The organism is Chelatococcus sp. KU-N122, assembly GCF_055391085.1.
This window is the reverse complement of sequence record NZ_AP043981.1, coordinates 5,734,711-5,754,564: the sequence shown is the minus strand read 5'-3', so window position 1 is coordinate 5,754,564 and position 19,854 is coordinate 5,734,711. Positions and strand designations below refer to the sequence as shown.

Below are 19,854 nucleotides of genomic sequence, written 5' to 3'. Positions count from 1 at the left end.
AGGCTCAGATGTTTGTCGGCGAAATCTTGACGGGCAAACCGCTCGAGATCGTCTCGATCTCCCCAGATCACACGATGGTGGATGTCCTGCGCCTGTTTCAGGAGCATAACATCGGCTTCGTCCTCGTCAGTCGTGCGCCGGGGGACTATCTCGGCACGCTGTCCGAGCGCGACTGCTGCAACGCGGTGGCGGAATACGGAAGCGAAGCGCCGATGATGCTGGTTGCCGAGATCATGAACCGCAAAGTGGCGACCTGCTCGATCGATGACGGATTGCCCCTGGTGATGGCGATCATGACCAACCGGCGCACGCGCCACATCGTGGTGATGGATGGCGACACCCCAGTCGGCGTGATCAGCATCGGCGACGTCGTCAAGCATCGGCTCGAGGAATCGCTGCACACCGAGCAGGTGCTGCATGATTACATCTGCGGGACCGGGTATCACTGAGAAACCGCCGGAGACTTCCCTTCAGCGGTGGCGGCAGCGACTTCGAACGCCGGTGGCCCTTTTTGAACCTCGACGGGGCACGGGTATTCCCCCGCCGCATCAGGCTGTTGAGATGTAGAGCCCTGTAGTTTTCAGGAACGAACACGAGTCCGCGGGAAAAATGCTTGTTGAGCTTGAGCTGTGCCGTCAGCTCGCCGCGAGCGGAGCGCACCAACACCTGATCACCGTCGGCAAGGCCAAGCTGCGCGGCATCCTGTTCGCTCATCTCGACATAGGGGTCGTCGGCGACCGTGTTGAGGATCTCCGAGCGCTCGGACAGATAGCCGTTGTGGAACAGGCCGTTGCCCGTGACCAGCATGAGCCGGTCGGCCGGCTTCGGGGCCGGTGGCGCGGCCAAGACCTTCGCGGCCAAGACCTCCGCAGCGAAGGTCTCGCCGGCGGGCGGCGTCGGCGGCGCCCTGGCGAAAGCGCCGTCCAGGCCGAGAGCGTCTTGCGTCAGGCCTTGATAGGCCGGAACCAGACGGGCGATCTCGTCGAAGACGTCGCCCTGCGCTGACGGCGTCCAGGCTTCGCTGCGAAGCGCCGCGACGAAGTCGAAGATCGCCAGATTGCCGCGCGCCTCGACGGGGGCGTCGCGGAATGTGCGAACCCTCTGAGTTCGGCCCTCATTGTTGGTGAAGCTGCCGTTCTCCTCCCCGTAGCCTGCCGCGGGGAGGACGATCTCGGCGAGACCTGCGGTCTCGGTGAGGAACGCATCCTGCACGATCAGGAGGTCGGCAGCACTGAGCGCCTGCCTCACGAACTCCCGATCGGGATAAGCCAGCAGCGGGTCGCTTCCGACGATATAGAGCGCCCCCATCCGACCGCCACGACAGAGCTCCAGCATGGCCGCCAGATCCAGGCCTGGCTCGGAGGGGATTTCGGCGGCCCAGGCCAGTTCGAGCGCCGCGCGCGCCGCGCCGTCGTCGAGCGGATGAAGCCCCGGCAGCAGCGCCGGCAACACGCCCATATCCCAGGCGCCCAGCTGATTGGCGCGGTCGAAGAGGAACTGCATGGCCGGGTCCTTGCCGAGGGCACGGAGCCGCCGCAGCAGCGTGCCGAGCTGCCGCAGCGTGGAGCCCGCCTCGGGCGATCTCAGGATATCGACGCTGACGAGCACGGTGACGCTCCGTCCCGCCAGCAGCGCGGCCGCCAGGCGCTCCGGCCCGTCGCCATCGGCCGCCTTGGCCACTCCGGAGGCCGCATTGTCCTTCTGGACCGCCATCATCGCCGCCACCACCGCAGCAAGATCTGACGCCTCGCCGCCAGGTGGTACGCGGGCGACCACGCGGGCATCCGCGTCGAGGCGGCTCGGGCGCGTCGACAGCATCAGCAGCCCGGCCTGGCGCCGGCGCGCCGCATCGCGCAGCATGTAATCGGTCACCGGGTTCTCCTCGGTGACATTGCCGCCGATGATCAGCACGCAGTCGCGGCCGATCAGTTCCTCCACCGGCGCGCGGCTGTAGAATGCCGACACGAGCGGGCCGAGCACCTCACAGGGCGTGGCCCAACGCGAGGCGCAGTCGAGATTGTTGCTGCGGAACACGGTCCGCATCAATTTTTGGAATTGATAGAGCACCTCGTTCGGCAGGCGCGGCGAGATGAGCCCTCCCGCCGCCTTGCCCGCGACCGCCGCCAGGCGCCGGCGCAGATGCTCACCCGCCTCGTCCCAGGACACTGCGACCAGAACGCCGTCGCGGCGGATCATCGGCCGCTTGATCCTGTCTTTGCTATCCACGAAGTCGAGGCCGAAGCGCCCCCGCACGCAGAGCGTCTCGCGGTTGAGCCCGTGCTCCCACTTCGAGCGCACCCGCATGAACTCGCTCTTGCGCGTGCCGACGGTGAGCTGGCAGCCGGTGCCGCAATGCGGGCAGACCGTGTCGGTCTCGACCAGATCCCAGGGCCGCGCCTTGTAGCGATAGGGAAAGCTCATCAGCGCGCCGACCGGGCAGACCTCGACGCAATTGCCGCATTGGTCGCAGCTCGCCAGACTGCCCTCGAAGCCGGTGACGGCGGTGTCCATGCCCTTGTCGACGGTGCCCAGGGCGACCGCGCCGACGACCTCCTCGCACATCCTGACGCAGCGCTGGCACTGGATGCAGCGGTTGACGTTCATGATGATGACCGGGCTGAGACGGATGTCCTCGGAGTGGAACACGCGCTTCGCGTCCCGGAAGCCGCTCTCGCGAGGCCCGTAGGCCATCACCAGGTTCTGAAGCTCGCATTCGCCGCCCTTGTCGCAGATCGGGCAGTCGAGCGGGTGGTTGGCGAGCAGCATGTCGAGCATGGAGGACCGCGTGTCCGCGATCAGCTGCGTGTTGGTGTGCACCACCATGCCGTCGCCGACGGCGGTGGCGCAGGCGGGCTGCAGGCGCCGCTGCCCCTCGATCTCGACCAGGCACATGCGGCAGGAGGCCAGCGGCGGCAGCCGCTTGAGGTAACAAAAGGTCGGGATCTCGATGCCCAGGCGCTCTGCAGCCTGCAGCACTGTCGAGCCGGGCTCCACCTCCAGCATCCGCTCATCGATCGTGACACGAACCATGGCTCGCTGCCCGTCACTGCGCCTCAGTGGAACGGGCACCTCCTCTCCTCGATATGGTCGGCGAACTCATCCTTGAAATGCGACAGAGCCGCCCTCAGTCCCATGGCCGCGCCGTCGCCGAGCGCGCAAAACGTGTTGCCGAAAATGCCCTTGCAGAGCGCCTCCAGCTGCTCGAGGTCGCCCGGAGCGCCCTCCCCGCCTTCGATCCGCCGCAGCACTTTCACGACCCAGTTCAACCCTTCGCGGCAGGGCGTGCACTTGCCGCAGGACTCGTGATGGAAGAACTCGATGATCCGGGTGGCGACCTTGACCATGCAGGTCGAGTCGTCGATCACGATCACCCCGGCCGAGCCGAGCATCGAGCCGACGGCGGACAGCGAGTCGAAATCCATCGCGACATCCAGCCCGCGCTCGGGGATCAGCGGCGCCGAGACCCCGCCGGGGATCACCGCCTTGATCCTGCGTCCCGGCAGCGGCCCACCGGCATGCTCCTCGACCAATTCGCGCAGCGAGATGCCCATCGGCAGCTCGTAGAGGCCTGGCTGGCGCACATGCCCGCTCAGGCAATAAAGCTTCGGGCCGGGGCTCTTGTCCGGACCGATGCCGCGGAACCAGGGCGCGCCCCGCATGACGATGTGCGGGACACAGGCCAGGGTCTCGACATTGTTGATCACGGTCGGGCTGGCATAGAGCCCTTCGACGGCAGGGAACGGCGGCTTCAACCGCGGCTGCGCCCGCTTGCCCTCCAGCGAGTCGAGCATCGCCGTCTCCTCGCCACAGATATAGGCGCCGGCGCCGCAATGGATGTGGACGGCGAAATTGAAATCCGAGCCGAGAATCCGCTGTCCCAGATAGCCCTTCGCCTCAGCCTCCGCGATCGCCTGCTCCAGCCGCCGGATCGCCAGCACATATTCGCCGCGGATATAGACATAGGCGGTCTCGGCCCCGATCGCGTAGGCGCTGATCGCCAGCCCCTCGATCAGCTGGTGCGGATCGCGCTCCATGATGATCCGGTCCTTGAAGGTGCCCGGCTCGCCTTCATCGGCGTTGCAGCAGAGATATTTGGGCTTGTTGGTCCGCTTCGGCACGAAGCTCCATTTCAGCCCGGTCGGGAAGCCGGCGCCGCCGCGGCCGCGCAGGTTGGATTGCTTGACGAGGTCGATGAGCGCGTCCGGGGTGTGCTCGCACAGCGCCTTGGCCAGCGCCCGGTAGCCGCCGCCAGCCTCGTAAGCCGAGAGCCGGTGTCCGTCGGGCAGGTCCACGTTTCTGAGAAGCACCGGCTCGAACATGGCGCTACTCTCCCGGCGCTCCGACGGCGGCCGGCTCGGCGCCTGTCGCTTGCCCCGCCGCCTTGCTCAGCCTGTCGAGGAGCGCGTCGAGCCGCGCAATGTCGAGATCGCCATGGTAATCGTCGCCGACCTGCATCACCGGGGCCATCTCGCAGGCACCGAGGCATTCGACCGTCGACAGCGTGAACAGCCCGTCCGAGGTGGTGCCGCCCTTGCCGATCCCCAGCACGGTCTCGAGATGCCGCAGCAAATCCTCGGCACCGCGCAGCATGCAGGAAACGTTGTCGCAGAGCTGCAGGTGGAACCGCCCCACCGGCTCGGTATGGAACAGGGTGTAGAAGGTCGCGAGCTCATAGACCCAGATGCGCTCGACGCCGAGGATCTCGGCGACCTCTTCCTGCACCGGGCCAGGCAGATAGCCATGCTCCTTCTGCGCGATCAGCAGGGCGGGCATGATCGCCGAGCGCTGGTCGGGATACCGCGCCGCCGCCGCCAGGATCTGTTCGCGCATGCTCATCGCGTCAAAAACCCTCGCTACTTGTCCACCTCCGCCATCACGGGATCGAGGCTGCCCAGCACCGCGATCATGTCGGCCAGGTAGCGCGCATTGCTGACCCCGAACAAAGCCTGGAGATTCACGAAGGACGGCGCCCGCACCTTCATGCGAAAGGGTTTGGGCGAGCCGTCGCTGACGATGTAGAAGCCCAGTTCGCCCTTCGGCGCCTCAATCGCGGAATAGACCTCACCCTTCGGCACCTTGAAGCCGTAGGCCGAGAGGTCGAAATGCTGGATCAGCGCCTCCATCGAGCAATGCACCCTGTCCTTGTTGACCGGAAAAGCGATGGTCGGCATGTCGATCTGGAACGGCCCCTCCGGCATCTGCTCGACGCACTGCTCGATGATCCGCACGCTCTCGCGCATCTCGTCGACCCGGCAGCGCCAGCGGGCATAGCAGTCGCCCTCCTCGCGGGTGATGACGTTGAACCTCAGCCGGTCGTAGATCTCATAGGGCTCGTCACGGCGCAGGTCCCAGTCGACGCCGGATGCCCGCAGGTTCGGGCCGCTCAGGCCAAGGTCGATGCCGTCCTCGGCGGAGATCACGCCGATCCCCTGGGTGCGCTTCAGGAACACCCGGTTGTCCTCCAGCAGCCGGTCGTAATCGCGGATGCGGTTCGGAAAAATCTCACAGAACTCCCTGATCTTGGGGAAGAAGCCGTCGGGCAAATCCTCCCGCACCCCGCCGACCCGGCAGAAGGAGGTGTGCATCCGCGCCCCGCTGATCATCTCCAGGAGATCCATGATCATTTCACGCTCGCGCATGGCGTAGAGCAGCGCGGTCATGGCGCCGAGATCCATCGGCAGCGCGCCGGTGATCAGGAGGTGGCCGGAGATCCGCGCCAGCTCGGCCATCAGCACCCGGATGTATTGCGCCCGGATCGGCGCCTCGATGCCGAGCAGTTTTTCGACTGCCAGCGCAAAGGCCAGGTTGTTCGAAGGCGGGCAGAGATAGTCGAGCCGGTCGGTCAGCGGAAAGATCTGGGTATAGGTGAAGCTCTCGGCGAGCTTCTCGGTACCGCGGTGGAGATAGCCGATATGCGGATCGACGCGAGCGACATATTCGCCCTCCAGCTCCAGGACGAGCCGCAGCACGCCATGGGTGCTCGGATGCTGCGGGCCGAGGTTGAGAAGCACCTCCCTGGTGTCGAGGGCTCCGCCTTCCGGCCTGCTGAGTTCCGTGACCTCCGTCATCTCAACTCCTCGGCGTGGAGCGGCCTCCTTCTGGAATGTCCCTCGTGGCGAGATCGGGCTGCGTCGGCGGCGGGCCCTCGGCCCCGAACGGGTTCAGCGCATCCTTGTAGCCTCGGAGCGGAAAATCCTTGCGCTGAGGAAAACCCTCGAACCCCTCCCACATATAGATCCGGCGCAGATCGGGGTGGCCTTCGAAGCGGATGCCGTACATGTCCCAGGCCTCGCGCTCATGCCAGTTGGCGGTGCGCCAGACGCCCGTCACCGAGGGCACGACAGGCGGCTCGCCGAGGCGACACTTGATCCGGACCCGCCATTTGTTCGGCAGCGAATAGAGATGGTACACCGCCTCATAGCGCGGCAGCTCGGGATAGTGATCGACCCCGCAGATGTCGGACAGGAAGTTGAAGCGCAGCCTCGGATCGTCCTTCAGGAACCGGCAGAGCGCGACGATCAGTTCGGGCGGAGCGGCGAAAGCGTGAACGCCGTGCGCGAAGCCGCGATCCTCGACCGCGCCCCCGAAACGCTCCATGATCAGGGCGCTGTTGAAGGGCGTCTGCGGGCTCATGGCGCCAGCACCCGTTCCAGCCGCGTCCCGGCCAGCGCGCAGGATTTCTTGATCTTCTCCTGAAGCAGCAGGAAGCCGTGCATCAGCGCTTCCGGCCGCGGCGGGCAGCCGGGCACATGCACGTCCACCGGCACGAAGGTCTCCGCGCCCTGCACCACGGCATAGGTGTTGTAGACGCCGCCCGAGATCGCGCAGGTGCCCATCGCGATCACCCAGCGCGGCTCCGGCATCTGGTCGTAAAGTCGGCGCACGACGGGCGCGAATTTCCGCGTCACCGTGCCGGCGATGATCATCACGTCGGACTGGCGCGGCGAGGGCCGGAAGACGACGCCGAAGCGGTCGAGATCGTAGCGGGCGCAGCCCGCCGAGATCATCTCGATGGCGCAGCAGGCGATGCCAAACGTCTCGGGCCACAGCGCCGACTGCCGGCTCCAGCCGATCACGCTGTCGGCCGTGGTGAACAGCACGCTGTCGCTGATCGTGTGGCCTAGGCTTCCCATTCCAGCGCTCCTTTCAGCCAGGCATAGGCAAAGCCCACCAGAAGCAGCAGCATGAAGACGAGCATCTCGACATAACCGACGAGCCCGATCTCCTTCAGGACGACGGCCCAGGGAAACAGGAACATCGTCTCGACATCGAAGACGACCAGCAGGATCGCGAGGACGAAGAACTGCACCCTGAAGCGGCCGCCCGCGGCTTCGCCTGCCGGGTCCACGCCGCATTCATAGGGCATGTTCTTCACCGGATAGGGATTGCTCGGGCGCAGCAGCGAGGACACATAGAGCGTCGCGGCCGCCACCAGACTAATTCCGGCAGCCATCACAAGAACCGGCAGGAATTCCGTGGCGGTCATGTCGCGTTGCCCCGGTCACCCGCCGAGGGCTTTGCTCAGACTGTGCCGGCCCCCGTCCGGGGCCGACGGTACAGGCCCTCGAAAAGCGACTTGGATCGTCCTTTCTCGCCTGCCTCAGGATATTCCCCCGCCCGGGTCGTTGCAAACCTAATCGGTCAGCCGCCCCACACGGACTGCTGCGCAAGGCTCAGAAACCACGCCGGAAACAAGCCGATGCCGATGGTACCTGCGGCAGTGACGGCGAGCGTGGCCCGGGCCGCGGGCGTCAGCGCCGGGGCGACGCTGCCCTTCGGCTCGCGCATGTAGAGCAGCATGACGATGCGGATGTAGAAATAGGCGGCGACGGCGCTGAGCAGCACCGCAATCACCGCCAGCGCCACGAAGCCACGCTCCACCAGCGCGAGCAGCACGTAGAACTTGGCGAAGAACCCGGCCGTCGGCGGAATCCCGGCCAGCGAGAACAGGAAGAGCAGCATCAGAAGCGCCAGCCCACGATGCGTCCTGGCGAGCCCGGCATACGCCTCGATCATCTCGCCGGAGGCGGCGCCGCTGCGCATGACGATGACGCCGGCGAAGATGCCAAGGTTCATGAAGGCGTAGATCAGCAGATAGAGCATCACGCTGGCGCTGCCATCGACGCCGCCGGCCGCGACGCCGAACAGGGCGAAACCGGCGTGCGCGATGCTGGAATAGGCCAGGAGGCGCTTGAAATTGTCCTGCACCAGGGCGACGAAGCTGCCGAGCGCCATCGTCGCCACCGCAATCGCCGCAACGATGATCCAGACGTCGGAGGCCGCGACCAGCGGGTTGAGGAACACCCGCAGGATCACCGCGAAACCGGCCGCCTTGGGCCCCACCGACATGAACGCGGTGACCGTCGTCGGTGCGCCCTCATAGACGTCGGGCACCCACATATGGAACGGCACGGCGCCGACCTTGAAGACCAGCCCCGCGACGACGAAAACGACCGCGAGCAGCAAGCCGGGGTCGAGCGGCCCAGCCGTCAGCGCCGCGGCCATCCCGTCCAGCCGCGTCGTGCCGGTGAGCCCGTAGACCAGCGAGACGCCGTAGAGGAAGATCCCGGTCGAGACCGCGCCGAGGATCACATATTTCAGCGCCGCTTCGTTCGAGCGCCGCTGCCGTCGCAGGAAGCCAGTCAGCACATAGGTGCAGAGCACCATCAGCTCGAGGCCGACATAGATCGACAGAAGGTCGACCGCCGAAGCCATGATCATCATGCCCGACAGCGCGAGCAGGAGCAGAACATAGTATTCGCTGCTCTCGATCCCCTCGATCTCGGCGTATTTTTGCGACAGCAGGAATGTCAGCACGGTGGTCAGATAGAACACCGCCTTGAAGAAGACGGCGAAGCGGTCGGCGACGAACATGCCGGCATAGGCCGGCCGCGCATCACCCGCCAGCATGAGCGTCGCCAGAGCGGCGATCAGCACGATCGCGACGGACGCCCAGAGCAGGAAGGCCCGCCGTCCCCTCCGCACCACCTCTCCGAGGATCAGCAGGATGCAGGCGCCGGCGATCACGATGATCTCGGGCAAGCTCGCAAGGGCCGATTGGGCGAGCGCGGTGGCCGTCATCGTCCGCCTCCCTTGCCTTGCATCTGGGCCAGCAGATGCGTCACCGAGGCGTCGATGATGCCGAGAAAGGGCTTTGGATAAAGGCCGACCCAGAGCACCAGCACGGCCAGCGGCAGGATCGCCGTCAGCTCGCGCGTATTCAGATCGTGGATCTTCTGGCGCGCGCTGACCCGGTCGGGCCCGAGCGCGACCTTTCGATACATGCCGAGCAGATAGGCCGCGCCCAAGAGCGCCCCGAGGACGGCGGCCGCGCCGGCGGCCAGACTGGCGGCAAAGCCGCCCGAGAGCACCAGCAGTTCGCCGACGAACGCGTTCGTTCCGGGCAGCGCCATCGAGGACAGGGTGAACAGCGCAAGGGACGTCGTGTAGACCGGCGCCGCCTTCATCAGCCCGCCATACGCGGCGATGCTGCGGGTATGGGTCCGCTCATAGATCAGGCCGACGAACAGGAACAACGCCCCCGTCGTGACGCCGTGATTGAACATCTGCAGGATGCCGCCTTCGAGCCCGCGCGTGTTCAGCGCGAAAATCCCGAGCGTCACGAAGCCCATATGGCTGATGCTGGAATAGGCCACCAGCTTCTTGAGGTCGTCCTGCGCCAGGGCAAGCAGCCCGCCATAGACGATTGCCAGCGCCGAAAGGGCGAGCATCAAGGGCGCGTAATGCACCGAGGCCTGCGGCAGCATCGGCAGCGAGAAGCGCAGGAAACCATAGGCGCCCATCTTCAGGAGCACGGCAGCGAGGATGATGCTGCCCGCTGTCGGCGCCTGCACATGAGCGTCCGGCAGCCAGGTGTGCACCGGCACCATCGGCACCTTGACCGCGAAGGCGACCAGGAACGCGAAGAACACCCAGGACTGGACCCGGAACGGACGGTCCTGCGCCGTGAGCGCCAGGATGTCGAAGGTCCGCCCGTGGACATAGAGGACGATGACGCCGACCAGGAACAGCAGGCTGCCGGCCAGCGTGTAGAGGAAGAACTTGAACGCCGCGTAGACCCGGTCGTCGCCGCCCCAGACGCCGATGATCAGATACATCGGGATCAGCATCGCCTCCCAGAAGACGTAGAACAGGAACAGGTCGAGCGCGCAGAACACCCCCAGCATCAGCGCCTGCATGACGAGCAGGCTGATCATGAACTCCTTCACCTTGCGCTCGATCGCGACCCAGGAGGCGAGCACTGAGATCCAGCCCAGCAGCGCTGTCAGAAAGACGAAGAGCGCGCTGATCCCGTCGACGCCGAGCGCATAGCTGATCCCCAGCGCCGGGACCCATGGACGCGCCTCGGTGAACTGCATCTGATGCGTCGCGGTGTCGAAGCCGGCCAGCATCGCGAGGCTGAGGACGAAATCGAGGATGGTGACGCTCAGCGCCGTCCAGCGCACCGCATCGTCGTTACGCAGCAGCATCAGAACCGCCGCCCCGAGAGCGGGGGTGAAGATGATCAGGCTGAGCAGCGGGACGCCCATCGCAGCCCCTACCGCCATGCCACGGCGAAGACGAGGGTCGCCGCGGTCACGCCGACGATCATCGCCAGCGCATAATGGGTGACGACGCCGGTCTGCAGCCGCCGCAGCACGCCCCCGCCCCTCAGGATCGAGCGGGCGACGCCGTTCACCACCGCATCGACGCCGCCGAGATCGATCCGCAGCCCGGCCCGCGCCATCCTGCGCAGGCCGGGCAGCGCCACCGTCTCCGACAGATCACTCATCGCCATCTCGAGGCGCGCCAGCGGCCCCTCGGCGAGCCGCATGAACAGCCGCGCCCCCTTGCGGTAGAACCAGTCGGTGTCGAGGCTGATGGTGTTCTCGGGATCGAGCGCTTTCAGGAACAGGACGAAGCCCAGGGCGGTGAACAGCAGCAGGCCGAGGCTCTCGGTGACATGGGCGCCGGTATAGGGCTCGAAATCGACCGGATAAGGCAGAAGCGCATAGAGCGGCTGCGGATGGACGCCGATCGCGATGCAGAGCACCGCCGCCATGCCCATCGCAACCAGCATGTTGCGCGGCGGCTCCCGCGCCTCCAGCCCCCGGTCGGTGCCGTAGAACATGTAGTAGGGCAGCTTGAGCCCGGTGTGCAGGAAGGTCCCGGACGACGCCATCGTCAGCGCCAGCACCACCAGGGCGCGATGATCCTCCCCGGCGGCGGCGACCACCATCGACTTGGTGACGAAGCCGGAGAAGAACGGAAAGGCCGAGATCGCGAAGGCGCCGATCATGTAAAGCGCGACCGTGATCGGCATGGTGCGGTAGAGCCCGCCGAGCTCGGTGAGCTTGCGACGCCCGGTGACGTAGATCACCGCCCCGGCCCCCATGAAGAGCAGCGCCTTGTAGAGGATATGCGCAAAAGCGTGGCTGGTCGCCCCGTTCACCGCCATCTCGGTGCCGATGCCGACGCCCGCCACCATGTAGCCCACCTGGCTGACGATGTGATAGGCGAGCAGCCGCCGGCAGTCGTTTTCCAGCACCGCATAGACGACACCGTAGAGCGCCATCACGGTGCCGAACCAGACCAGCAGCTCGGTCCCCGGAAACGCCCGCGCCAGCACATAGACAGCGGTCTTGGTGGTGAAGGCGCTCATGAACACCGCCCCGGTGACGGTCGCCTCCGGATAGGCGTCGGTCAGCCAGGCATTGAGCGGCGGCACCGCAGCGTTGAGCATGAATCCGGCCAGGATCAGCCAGGCGCCGCCGCCCATCCCGCCTTCGATCGGGCCGAAGAGCAGCGAGCCAGTGGACAGCCCATGGAGAATGATGCCGCCGAGCAGGACGACGCCGCCGGTGATATGAACCATGAGATAGCGAAAACCAGCTCTGATCGCCGGCCCGCCGCCCTGGGCGAAGACCAGATAGGCGGAGGCAAACGCCATGGCTTCCCAGAACAGGAACAGCGTCAGGTAGTCGCCGGCGAACACCACGCCGAGCGCGCTGCCGACATAGACGAACGCCGCCACATGCTGGCCGGCCCGCGTCAGGTGCAGCGCATAGACCATGCCGATCAGCGCCATGATGGTGAAAACGAGGGCGAAGACGACGCTCAGCTTATCGACCCGCGCGATCAAGATGTCCTGCCCGATGAACCGCGCCACGCCGTAGCTGCCCGGCTGCATCGTGAGCACGGCCAGGATCGCCAGCGCCGGGATCAGCAGCAGATAGGCCCTGCGGACCCATCCCTTCAGGAACGGGATCGCCAGGGCGCCAGGAATGAACAGCAGGGCGGGATGGGCAAAGTCAGTCATAATAGTCCTCGCGCCGCATCAGCCCGCCCCGATGGCCGAGGAACTTGGACACGAAGATCAGCAGCACGCAGGAGCTGAAACCGTAGACGGCCGACCAGACCGGCAGGCGGTCCCACAGATATTCGGCGTGTTGGCGCGCAACCAGGACGTCGGCGAGGACGATCAGAACAAGCGCCAGATAGAACAGTCGGCGACGCGGCTTCGCATAGTTCGCGTCTCCGAAGGCATCGACGATGCGATTGATCATCTGACCACTCTTTCCGCCAGAACGAGGAAGTAATCGGGAAAGATGCCCATCAGCACCGACAGGATGGCGGTCGCGACCAGCGGAATCGTCACCGTCGGAATTTCACGGATCGTCGCAGGGCTCTCGGGCGCCTCCGCCCGGAAAAAGGCGATATAGCTGACCGGCAGGAAATAGGCGGCGTTCAGGATCGAGCTCACCAGGAGCACGATCGTGAACGCGATCTCGCCGGCCTGCACCGAGCCCAGCGCCAGATACCACTTGCTGACGAAGCCGCCGGTCGGCGGCGTCCCGATCATGCTGAGCGAGGCGATAAAGAACGCCCCCATCGTCCAGGGCATCCTGCGGCCGATGCCGGCCATGTCGCTGATGTTGCGCTTGCCCGAAGCGCAGAAGATCGATCCGGCGCAGAAAAAGAGCGTGATCTTGGAGAAGGCATGCGCCGCAATGTGGATGATGCCGCCGACCATCGCGAAGGGCGACGACAGAACCGCACCCAGCACCACGTAGGAGAGCTGGCTGACGGTCGAATAGGCGAGCCGCGCCTTCAGGTCGTTGCGCGTCAGGGCGTAGATGGACGCCGTCACGATCGTGAACGAGACCAGATAGGCCGTGGCGATGCCGAGCCCCAGCCCGCCGACCAGTCCTGCGCCGAAGATGTGGAACACCACCCGCAGCACGCAGAACACGCCCATCTTGACCACCGCCACCGCATGCAGCAGCGCGCTGACCGGTGTCGGCGCCACCATCGCGGCCGGCAGCCAAGCATGCATCGGCATCACCGCGGCCTTGGCGAAGCCGAAGAGGTAGCAGAAATAGATGCCGGTCAGCAGCGCCGCCGGGGCATTGGTGTTCGACAAGAGCCCGCCCTGCACGAAGTCGAGCGAACCCGCGATCTGGTAGGTCAGCGCCAGCGCGGCGAGCAGCAGGCTCTTCGAGGCGCCCATCAGATAGACGAGGTATTTGCGGCTTCCCGCCCAGGCCTCCTCGTCCTCATGGTGATAGACGAGCGGATAGGTCACGAGGCTGAGCGCCTCGTAAAAGATCACCAGCGTAAACAGATTGGCGGCGAAGGCGCCGCCGACGGCCGCCGCGAGGCTGGTGGCGAAGCAGGCGAAGAACCTTGTCTGCGCATGCTCGTGCAGGTGTCGCATGTAACCGATCGAATAGACGGACGCCACGATCCACAGCAGCGACGAGACGGTGGCGAACACCATGCCGAGCGCATCGGCCCGGAAGGCGAAGTCGATCCCCGGCAGGATCTCGAACAGGCTGAGCTCGACCGTGCCTCCGGCCAGCGCCGTCGGCGCCATCGAGACGACGATGGCAAACAGCGCCAACGCCGCCAGCGGCGAGACCATATCGCGCAGCCTCTCGCGGTCGTGCAGGAGGAGAACCGCAAGCGCCGCCAGCCCCGCCAGCGCGATCGCAAGCAGCGGCCGGATCGACATCACCGGTTCCAAGCCTCTATCCTTTCATCATGGTCACATCGTCGACCCTGAGGGTGGACTTGTTCCGCACCAGGGCGACGAGGATGCCCAGCGCGATGGCGACTTCCGCCGCGGTGATCGCGATGACGAAGATCGCGAAGATCTGGCCGCGGACATCGTCGTGGTAGCGCCCGAACGCGATGAAGTTGATATTGACCGAGTTGAGCAGCAGCTCCAGCGACATCAGCACGACGAGGATGTTGCGCCTGAGCAGCACGCCCGCTGCCCCGATCACGAACAGTGCGACGCCAAGCGCGATATGCCACCAGAGCGGCGCCATCACGAAGGCTCCTTCCGCGCCAGCGCTATGGCACCGACAAGAGCCGCCAGCAGGATGACGGACGCGACCTCGAACGGCAGCAGATAATCGGCGAAAAGCGTCACGCTGAGCGCGCGGACCGCGCCGACGCTGCGCTGCGCGACGGGCTCGGCGAGCGCAAAGCGCCCGCTCCACAACACCAGAGCCAGCATCTCGATGCCGAGCAGGACGAGCAGTGCCAGGGCCGGCAGGTTGCTGCCCGGCATGAACCGCTGCAGCATCGCCTCGCGCACGTCGATCATCATGATCACGAACAGGAACAGGACCATGATCGCGCCGACATAGACGAAGATCTGGATGACTGCGAGCAGCGGCGCTTCGAGCAGGACGAAGATGGCCGAGACCTGGAGGAAGCATGCCATCAGCGCCAAGGCGCTGTGAACCGGGTTTCGCGCCACAACCATGATCAGGGCCGCAACCACGGACGCCGAAGCGAACAGCAGAAAGAATGCCTGATCCATCGTGGCCGACCCTCCGACACAAACCGTCGCACAGCGGCGACAGGGCCGGACTGGAGATAAGTCAAGCAATTCAACTTGAATAGTGTGCCCTAGTCGCGAATTTTTCTCAAGACTATTGTTGTTTCGCGCCAGATTTAACTTCTCTAATTACGACGGATACGTATGGATAGGCATCGTGACTTCGCCCAACGCCGGCAACGGGCAAGCGCCCCGCGGCAAGCAGGATGAAAAACTGCGGCTGCCGGCATGCCCTGACGCGCGCTTAGAGCGGGATGGCTTTCCTCCGAGCCATCATCCCGCTCCAAGCCTTTGTTTTGAGCATGATCTTTGGGATCATGCTCTCGCGGCGCGAGCCCGGCGCTCGCCTGGCTGCCCCGCCAGGGTGTCAGCAGAACCTAGTGCGCCGCTGACGCGTGGCGCGACGCATCGCGCGCGACAAGGCGCGAAACATCCGCAAGCATCTCCTTCGGTGCTTTCAGCGCCAGATCCGACAGCGAAAGGATGCCGGTCAAGCGCTTGTCGCGGTTCATCACCGGCACGTGATGGATCCCCTTCTCTCCCATGCGGCGCGTCGCATCCTTGATGTCATCATCGTCGAAGCACCAGGTGATGCCCGCTGTCATGATGTCTCTTGCCTTCGTCGTGTTCGGATCGGCCCCGTCGGCGCAGGCCCGGCAAGCAAGGTCCCGATCCGTGATCATGCCGATGAGACGATCGTTTTCCCCGACCGGCAGACACCCGATGTCCTCGTCGCGCATCTTGCGCGCGACCTCCGTCAGCGTAATGTCCGGTGAGATCCATTCGGCATGCGCGGTCATAGCGTCACGAACAAGCATGGCGACCTCCAGCTCTGCGCGGCTTCAAGGCATGTCGTTCGCTGAGAGAAGCGCATGGCAATCTCCATGCTGCACCGGGGCTCTCGCCCCTCCCGCGATCCACGAGGATGCACTGCACCCCGCACGTGTGATCCAGGGTCCCGGAGGCTTGGCGGAGATCGGCCCGCCCCAGAGAGCGGCATGCGGCGTAATCATAGCGGATCAGAGTGCCGCGGGCCAACACAACTTTGCCGCTCGCCCGCTCCCTCAACCTTGGCCGCGGCAATTATCCTTCCCCGTCATTGGGCGCCGTCTCCTCGCATGCGGCCAGGACGCTCGCGTCGGATCGACGACGGAGCTCAGCCGGCGCCCACGTTATCCCTTTGCGTCCACGTCAGTAATATTAGCTCCGCCTCGGCTAAGTCATACGACCGAGCGCATCCCGTCAACATATGTCTTTATGCAAATCCCACGACAAAATTTTAAGTCATTCTGATCAGACCACAAACAATCGCAAGCTCGTTTCGGTCTTTTTTTCATTTCCAAGGAACAACGAAGAGCCGCCCACGTTTGCCTGCCCAGCGGAAGCATAGGGAGAGAGGCAACTTCGGCTTGATGAGATGCGGCATTGCCATGCGTGGTGGTGGTTGAGACGGCGCATTGACGATTTGCACCGCGAGATGAGCCCGTTTCGACGGCCGCCTTCGAGGAGGGCTGCGAAATGTCGGACACCGCCAAATTCGGCACGCCGCTTCCGGGCCGTGCGGACCGGGAGCTTCAGCCGTTGCGTCTCAGATGGGGCTGGATCGTCGCCCTCGGCGCCGTATTCCTGATCGCCGGCATCATCGCCCTCGGCAGCGTCGTCACGGCGACCGTCGTGTCGGTCGCGGTCGTCGGCATCATGATGGTGATCAGCGGGATCGCCGAGATCGTCAACGCGTTCGGCGTCAAGGGCTGGGGCAAGTTTCTCCTGTGGGCCCTGCTCGGCGCACTCTATGTCGTGGCCGGGATCGTGACATTCCGAAACCCGATCCTGGCAGCGAGCATCCTGACGCTGATGCTCGGCGTCGCGCTGATCGTATCGGGCGTCCTGCGGATCTTTCTCGCCACGCAAATGACGGAAGGCGCGCCCTGGATCTGGGTCGCCTTGTCAGGCGTCATCACGGTTCTCGTCGGCGGCGTGATCCTCGCTCATTGGCCGTCGCAAGCCTTTACGTGCTCGGACTCTTTCTCGGCATCGACCTGATCTTTGCCGGGGCCGGCTGGATCGGCATGGGCCTCGCCCTGAAGCCGCGGACTTGAGCCCCCGGCACGAGCGCCCGAAACGCGGCTGGCAGGTGACTCCACGGGGCCGGGGGGCTTCGCAGGAGGAGTCCACATGACAGGCATCAACAAATCTGCCGGGCCGCCGAGGCCGGGCCGCAAGCCTGGCACTCACGGCCCGACAACACCCCACGCGGGCCGCCCGGATCGGTTCGCCTTCACGATGGATGCGAATACCGGCGAGGTCCTCCAAATCGAAGGCATCGACGCGGCTGGTGCGCGCCACGAGCTATCCGGGGACGAGAAGGCCGAGCTGGCGAAGGATAACGGCCTTCCCATGCTGGAAGAGCTTCTCGAACAGGCCTTCGAGGCCGGCATCGCCTGCGTCCTCGGAGGCCGTGACGAGCCGGCAGAGACGGTGGAGGCCGAGGAGGATGCCGATCTGCGCCGCATCCTGCTGCTGCCTCTGATCGAGACGAGCCCGGCCGCACGCCTGATGCGGGCCGATGTCCTGGACCGGGCCATCATCGACACGTTGATCCGACACAGCCTCAAGGCCCGTCCCGAGGGTCCGCAGGAGGGCCCCCCGGCCGGACCGAACCCGAGCCGCGCCGCCACCCCAGGCAACCTGAGGAAGCATTGATCAAGCAGAGGAGAGTGTCATGGCCTTAAGTGCTCGTGATGAGGACGTTGCGCGCGTCCTGATTGGCAGTCGTGTGATGAAGCGCCAGCGCATGCGCCGCTTGCTGCTCGCCCACCTCCTGCGCGAGTCGCGTGAGGGCGAGGACGAGGATTTGGGCGAGACCGGCTGGAGCGAAGGCGGGTTGGGCGAGGAAGGAGGAGAGCAAGGAGGCGACGAGGAGCGCCGCATCCTGCGGCTCCCGCTCGCAGGCCGCGCCTTGAGGCGCCGACGCATGCGCCGGCTGCTGCTCGCTCACCTGATGCGGGAGAGGCGCGGCAGCGAGGAGGAGGAGGGCTTCGGCGACGAGCATGAAGCCGGGGAGAGCGGGGAAGGCGAGGAAGAACGCCGCATCGTGCGCCTTCTGATCGCGAGCCGTCTGCTGCAACGCCGGCGCATGCGGCGCGTGATCCTCGCCCATCTCATGCGCGAAGGACGGGAGGAAGAGGACGAGGATGCCGGCGAGGAGGAGGAAGGCCACGAGGGGGGCGACAGGGAGCGCCGCATCCTGCGCCTTCTGATCGGCAGCGAAATCCTCAGGCGCCGCCGCATCCGCCGCATGCTCCTGGCCCACATCCTGCGCGAGCGGCGCGGGGAGGAAGACGAAGAGGAGGACTTCGGCCGTGGGGAGACCGAGGACTTCGGGGAAGATGAGGAAGGCGAGACCGGCGGCGACGAGGAGCGCCGGCTCATGCGCCTTCTGATCGGCAGCCAGCTACTGCGCCGCCGGCGCGTACGCCGCATGCTTCTCGCCCACCTCCTGCGCGAGAGGCGCGAAGCGGCCTGAGCCGCACGTCCGACGACCGATGCGGCGCGGTGGATGGGCCGGAGGGCGAGGTCTCCGGCCCATTCCGCACTGGCGGGTTCCGGTCTCTGAACCACGGTGACGCCCGATGACCGATACTGCGCCTCTCACCCGCAAGGAACGGGCCCTCGGCGGCCTCAAGCGCTTCGGAGTCATCTTCCTCTATTTCTGGGGCCTGCTCGCGATCACCGCGCTGCACAAGTCGGTGATCCTCTCAGAGAGCGGCATCCCGTACCGGCAAAGCTTCGCCTTCGTGAACGCGCTCGTATTGGCGAAGGTGGTGTTCGTCGCGGAGGAGCTCAAAGTCGGCGAGCACTACAAGAACGAGCCGTTGATCTACGCGATGGCTTTCAAGGCGGCGGCATATGCGGTGTTGCTGGTCGCGTTCGAGATCCTGGAATCCATCGTCGTGGGCTACTTCCGCGGCAAGAACTTCGCCGAGAGCCTTGTCGAGATCGGCGGCGGCACCCCGCTCGGCGTATTCACGACGACATTGCTCTTGTTCGTGGCCCTGCTTCCCTTCTTCGGCTTCCGCGAGTTGTGCGACGTCGTTGGCGAGCCGGTCCTTCATCGCCTCTTGTTCATCAAGCGCACGAAGCTGAGAATCGCCGACGACGGTTGACCGATACGGGACGATTTGGAACGTTCCGACCCAGGCGGGCCGCGCTCAGCTGCGGCGGATCTCGTGCGGCATGACCAGGGGCGCGGAGAAGCGGATGCCGACGGCGTGGACCGTGCGCAGCGGCAGCTCGACACCACGCTCGCCGGCCTTCTGCCGCAAGCGCCGCAGGACGGCGTCAAGGCTTCGGCTCTCCGAGCCTGCGTCGGCATAGCCGAGATGCTTGCCGAGCTCGCCCCGGGACACCGTCGTGCCCCCGGCCCGGGCCAGATACTCGAGCAGCAGAAGCTCTCGCCCCGAAAGGTGTATGGGGTCGCCACCGGGTGGCAGCAAGCGCTGATGGACGACATCCAGCTGCCACGCGGCCGAAGCGACAGGCTCGACGCCGCCTCTGGCTCCGCCTGTCGCCGGAGGCGCCGGCCGGGCATCGTGTACGCGGCGGGCCAGGTTCCTGACAGCGAGGAGCAGCTCTTCGCCGTCGACCGGCTTGGTCAGGTAGAGATCCGTTCCTTCGGCGTAGCCGCGAACGCGATCGTCCCGCCCCGTGCGAGCGGTCAGCAGGATGATGCCGATGTGCCCCTCGGAGGAGAGGTCGCGAGCGAGATCGAAGCCGCTCGTATCCGGCAGGTTGACGTCCAGGATGGCGATATCGAAGCGCTCCGAGCGCAAGGCCCGGTAGAAGGCGAGCCCCGAACCGACGTCGGTGACGATGACGCCGCTGAGCCGCAGGTAGTCCGCCACGCCCTGCCGCAGGTCGAGATCATCCTCTACGAGGATGACGCGGATGGCATGGTCGGCAGGCCGCAAGTCGGCTTGCGGGCGCTCCGAGTCCGACATCAC

The 19,854-nt window shown here is 65.7% G+C and carries 19 protein-coding genes and 2 pseudogenes; 5 read left to right on the top strand and 16 right to left on the bottom strand.

The window, feature by feature from the left end; all coding sequences use genetic code 11:
• The first annotated feature begins 8 nt into the window (after window positions 1–8).
• On the top strand, window positions 9–449 hold the full coding sequence (locus tag ACZ5PO_RS25920) for a CBS domain-containing protein (protein ID WP_464184922.1): 441 nt from the start codon (window positions 9–11) through the stop codon (window positions 447–449).
• Here the strand turns inward: ACZ5PO_RS25920 and ACZ5PO_RS25915 are convergent.
• The 15 genes and pseudogenes from ACZ5PO_RS25915 to ACZ5PO_RS25845 form a co-directional block, all read right to left on the bottom strand.
• A pseudogene (locus ACZ5PO_RS25915) lies at window positions 443–3,030 on the bottom strand (molybdopterin-dependent oxidoreductase). The gene ACZ5PO_RS25920 and the pseudogene ACZ5PO_RS25915 sit on opposite strands and share 7 nt — an antisense overlap.
• 23 nt (window positions 3,031–3,053) lie before the next feature.
• Window positions 3,054–4,319, bottom strand: a complete 1,266-nt coding sequence (gene nuoF, locus ACZ5PO_RS25910) for an NADH-quinone oxidoreductase subunit NuoF (protein ID WP_464184920.1) — start codon at window positions 4,317–4,319, stop codon at window positions 3,054–3,056.
• 4 nt (window positions 4,320–4,323) lie between these two features.
• Window positions 4,324–4,836, bottom strand: a complete 513-nt coding sequence (nuoE, locus tag ACZ5PO_RS25905) for an NADH-quinone oxidoreductase subunit NuoE (RefSeq protein ID WP_464184919.1) — start codon at window positions 4,834–4,836, stop codon at window positions 4,324–4,326.
• A gap of 17 nt (window positions 4,837–4,853) precedes the next feature.
• On the bottom strand, window positions 4,854–6,068 hold the full coding sequence (nuoD, locus tag ACZ5PO_RS25900) for an NADH dehydrogenase (quinone) subunit D (RefSeq protein ID WP_464184918.1): 1,215 nt from the start codon (window positions 6,066–6,068) through the stop codon (window positions 4,854–4,856).
• Between the two features lies 1 nt (window position 6,069).
• Window positions 6,070–6,633 (bottom strand): NADH-quinone oxidoreductase subunit C, encoded by a 564-nt coding sequence (locus ACZ5PO_RS25895; RefSeq protein ID WP_464184916.1) that lies wholly within the window; start codon window positions 6,631–6,633, stop codon window positions 6,070–6,072.
• The gene (gene nuoB, locus ACZ5PO_RS25890; RefSeq protein WP_464184915.1) at window positions 6,630–7,133 is read right to left on the bottom strand and encodes an NADH-quinone oxidoreductase subunit NuoB; all 504 of its coding nucleotides are present in this window, start codon (window positions 7,131–7,133) and stop codon (window positions 6,630–6,632) included. The genes ACZ5PO_RS25895 and nuoB overlap by 4 nt, the downstream gene beginning before the upstream one ends.
• Window positions 7,121–7,486 (bottom strand): NADH-quinone oxidoreductase subunit A, encoded by a 366-nt coding sequence (locus tag ACZ5PO_RS25885; RefSeq protein ID WP_464184913.1) that lies wholly within the window; start codon window positions 7,484–7,486, stop codon window positions 7,121–7,123. The genes nuoB and ACZ5PO_RS25885 overlap by 13 nt, the downstream gene beginning before the upstream one ends.
• Window positions 7,487–7,641: 155 nt before the next feature.
• On the bottom strand, window positions 7,642–9,081 hold the full coding sequence (locus ACZ5PO_RS25880) for an NADH-quinone oxidoreductase subunit N (protein ID WP_464184912.1): 1,440 nt from the start codon (window positions 9,079–9,081) through the stop codon (window positions 7,642–7,644).
• On the bottom strand, window positions 9,078–10,550 hold the full coding sequence (locus ACZ5PO_RS25875) for an NADH-quinone oxidoreductase subunit M (RefSeq protein ID WP_464184911.1): 1,473 nt from the start codon (window positions 10,548–10,550) through the stop codon (window positions 9,078–9,080). Before ACZ5PO_RS25875 ends, ACZ5PO_RS25880 begins: the two co-directional genes overlap by 4 nt.
• An 8-nt stretch (window positions 10,551–10,558) precedes the next feature.
• A complete protein-coding gene (locus ACZ5PO_RS25870) occupies window positions 10,559–12,319 on the bottom strand; it encodes a Na(+)/H(+) antiporter subunit D (protein WP_464184910.1) in 1,761 nt (586 codons plus the stop codon).
• Complete coding sequence (locus ACZ5PO_RS25865; protein WP_464184909.1) at window positions 12,312–12,566, bottom strand: hypothetical protein; 255 nt, start codon at window positions 12,564–12,566, stop codon at window positions 12,312–12,314. The genes ACZ5PO_RS25870 and ACZ5PO_RS25865 overlap by 8 nt, the downstream gene beginning before the upstream one ends.
• Entirely contained in the window at window positions 12,563–14,026 is a 1,464-nt protein-coding gene (locus tag ACZ5PO_RS25860) for a monovalent cation/H+ antiporter subunit D family protein (RefSeq protein WP_464184907.1), read from the bottom strand. The genes ACZ5PO_RS25865 and ACZ5PO_RS25860 overlap by 4 nt, the downstream gene beginning before the upstream one ends.
• 4 nt (window positions 14,027–14,030) lie before the next feature.
• Window positions 14,031–14,333, bottom strand: a complete 303-nt coding sequence (gene nuoK / locus ACZ5PO_RS25855; RefSeq protein ID WP_464184906.1) for an NADH-quinone oxidoreductase subunit NuoK — start codon at window positions 14,331–14,333, stop codon at window positions 14,031–14,033.
• Window positions 14,333–14,833: an NADH-quinone oxidoreductase subunit J family protein gene (locus ACZ5PO_RS25850; RefSeq protein WP_464184905.1), complete on the bottom strand. Its 501-nt coding sequence runs from the start codon at window positions 14,831–14,833 to the stop codon at window positions 14,333–14,335. Before ACZ5PO_RS25850 ends, nuoK begins: the two co-directional genes overlap by 1 nt.
• Window positions 14,834–15,228: 395 nt before the next feature.
• Window positions 15,229–15,669, bottom strand: a complete 441-nt coding sequence (locus tag ACZ5PO_RS25845; protein WP_464184904.1) for a CBS domain-containing protein — start codon at window positions 15,667–15,669, stop codon at window positions 15,229–15,231.
• 700 nt (window positions 15,670–16,369) lie between these two features.
• Here ACZ5PO_RS25845 and ACZ5PO_RS25840 point away from each other — a divergent pair.
• The 4 genes and pseudogenes from ACZ5PO_RS25840 to ACZ5PO_RS25825 all read left to right on the top strand — a co-directional run bounded on the left by ACZ5PO_RS25840 (window position 16,370) and on the right by ACZ5PO_RS25825 (window position 19,017).
• Window positions 16,370–16,950: pseudogene (locus ACZ5PO_RS25840) on the top strand (HdeD family acid-resistance protein).
• Between the two features lie 76 nt (window positions 16,951–17,026).
• Window positions 17,027–17,554, top strand: a complete 528-nt coding sequence (locus ACZ5PO_RS25835; RefSeq protein ID WP_464184903.1) for a hypothetical protein — start codon at window positions 17,027–17,029, stop codon at window positions 17,552–17,554.
• A 19-nt stretch (window positions 17,555–17,573) separates the two neighbouring features.
• Window positions 17,574–18,377 carry a hypothetical protein gene (locus ACZ5PO_RS25830; protein WP_464184901.1) on the top strand — a complete coding sequence of 268 codons (804 nt, stop codon included), beginning with the start codon at window positions 17,574–17,576 and terminating at the stop codon, window positions 18,375–18,377.
• 106 nt (window positions 18,378–18,483) lie between these two features.
• Complete coding sequence (locus ACZ5PO_RS25825; RefSeq protein WP_464184900.1) at window positions 18,484–19,017, top strand: hypothetical protein; 534 nt, start codon at window positions 18,484–18,486, stop codon at window positions 19,015–19,017.
• 45 nt (window positions 19,018–19,062) lie between these two features.
• Here the strand turns inward: ACZ5PO_RS25825 and ACZ5PO_RS25820 are convergent, their stop codons facing one another.
• The gene (locus ACZ5PO_RS25820) at window positions 19,063–19,851 is read right to left on the bottom strand and encodes a response regulator transcription factor (RefSeq protein WP_464184899.1); all 789 of its coding nucleotides are present in this window, start codon (window positions 19,849–19,851) and stop codon (window positions 19,063–19,065) included.
• Window positions 19,852–19,854 lie beyond the last annotated feature (3 nt).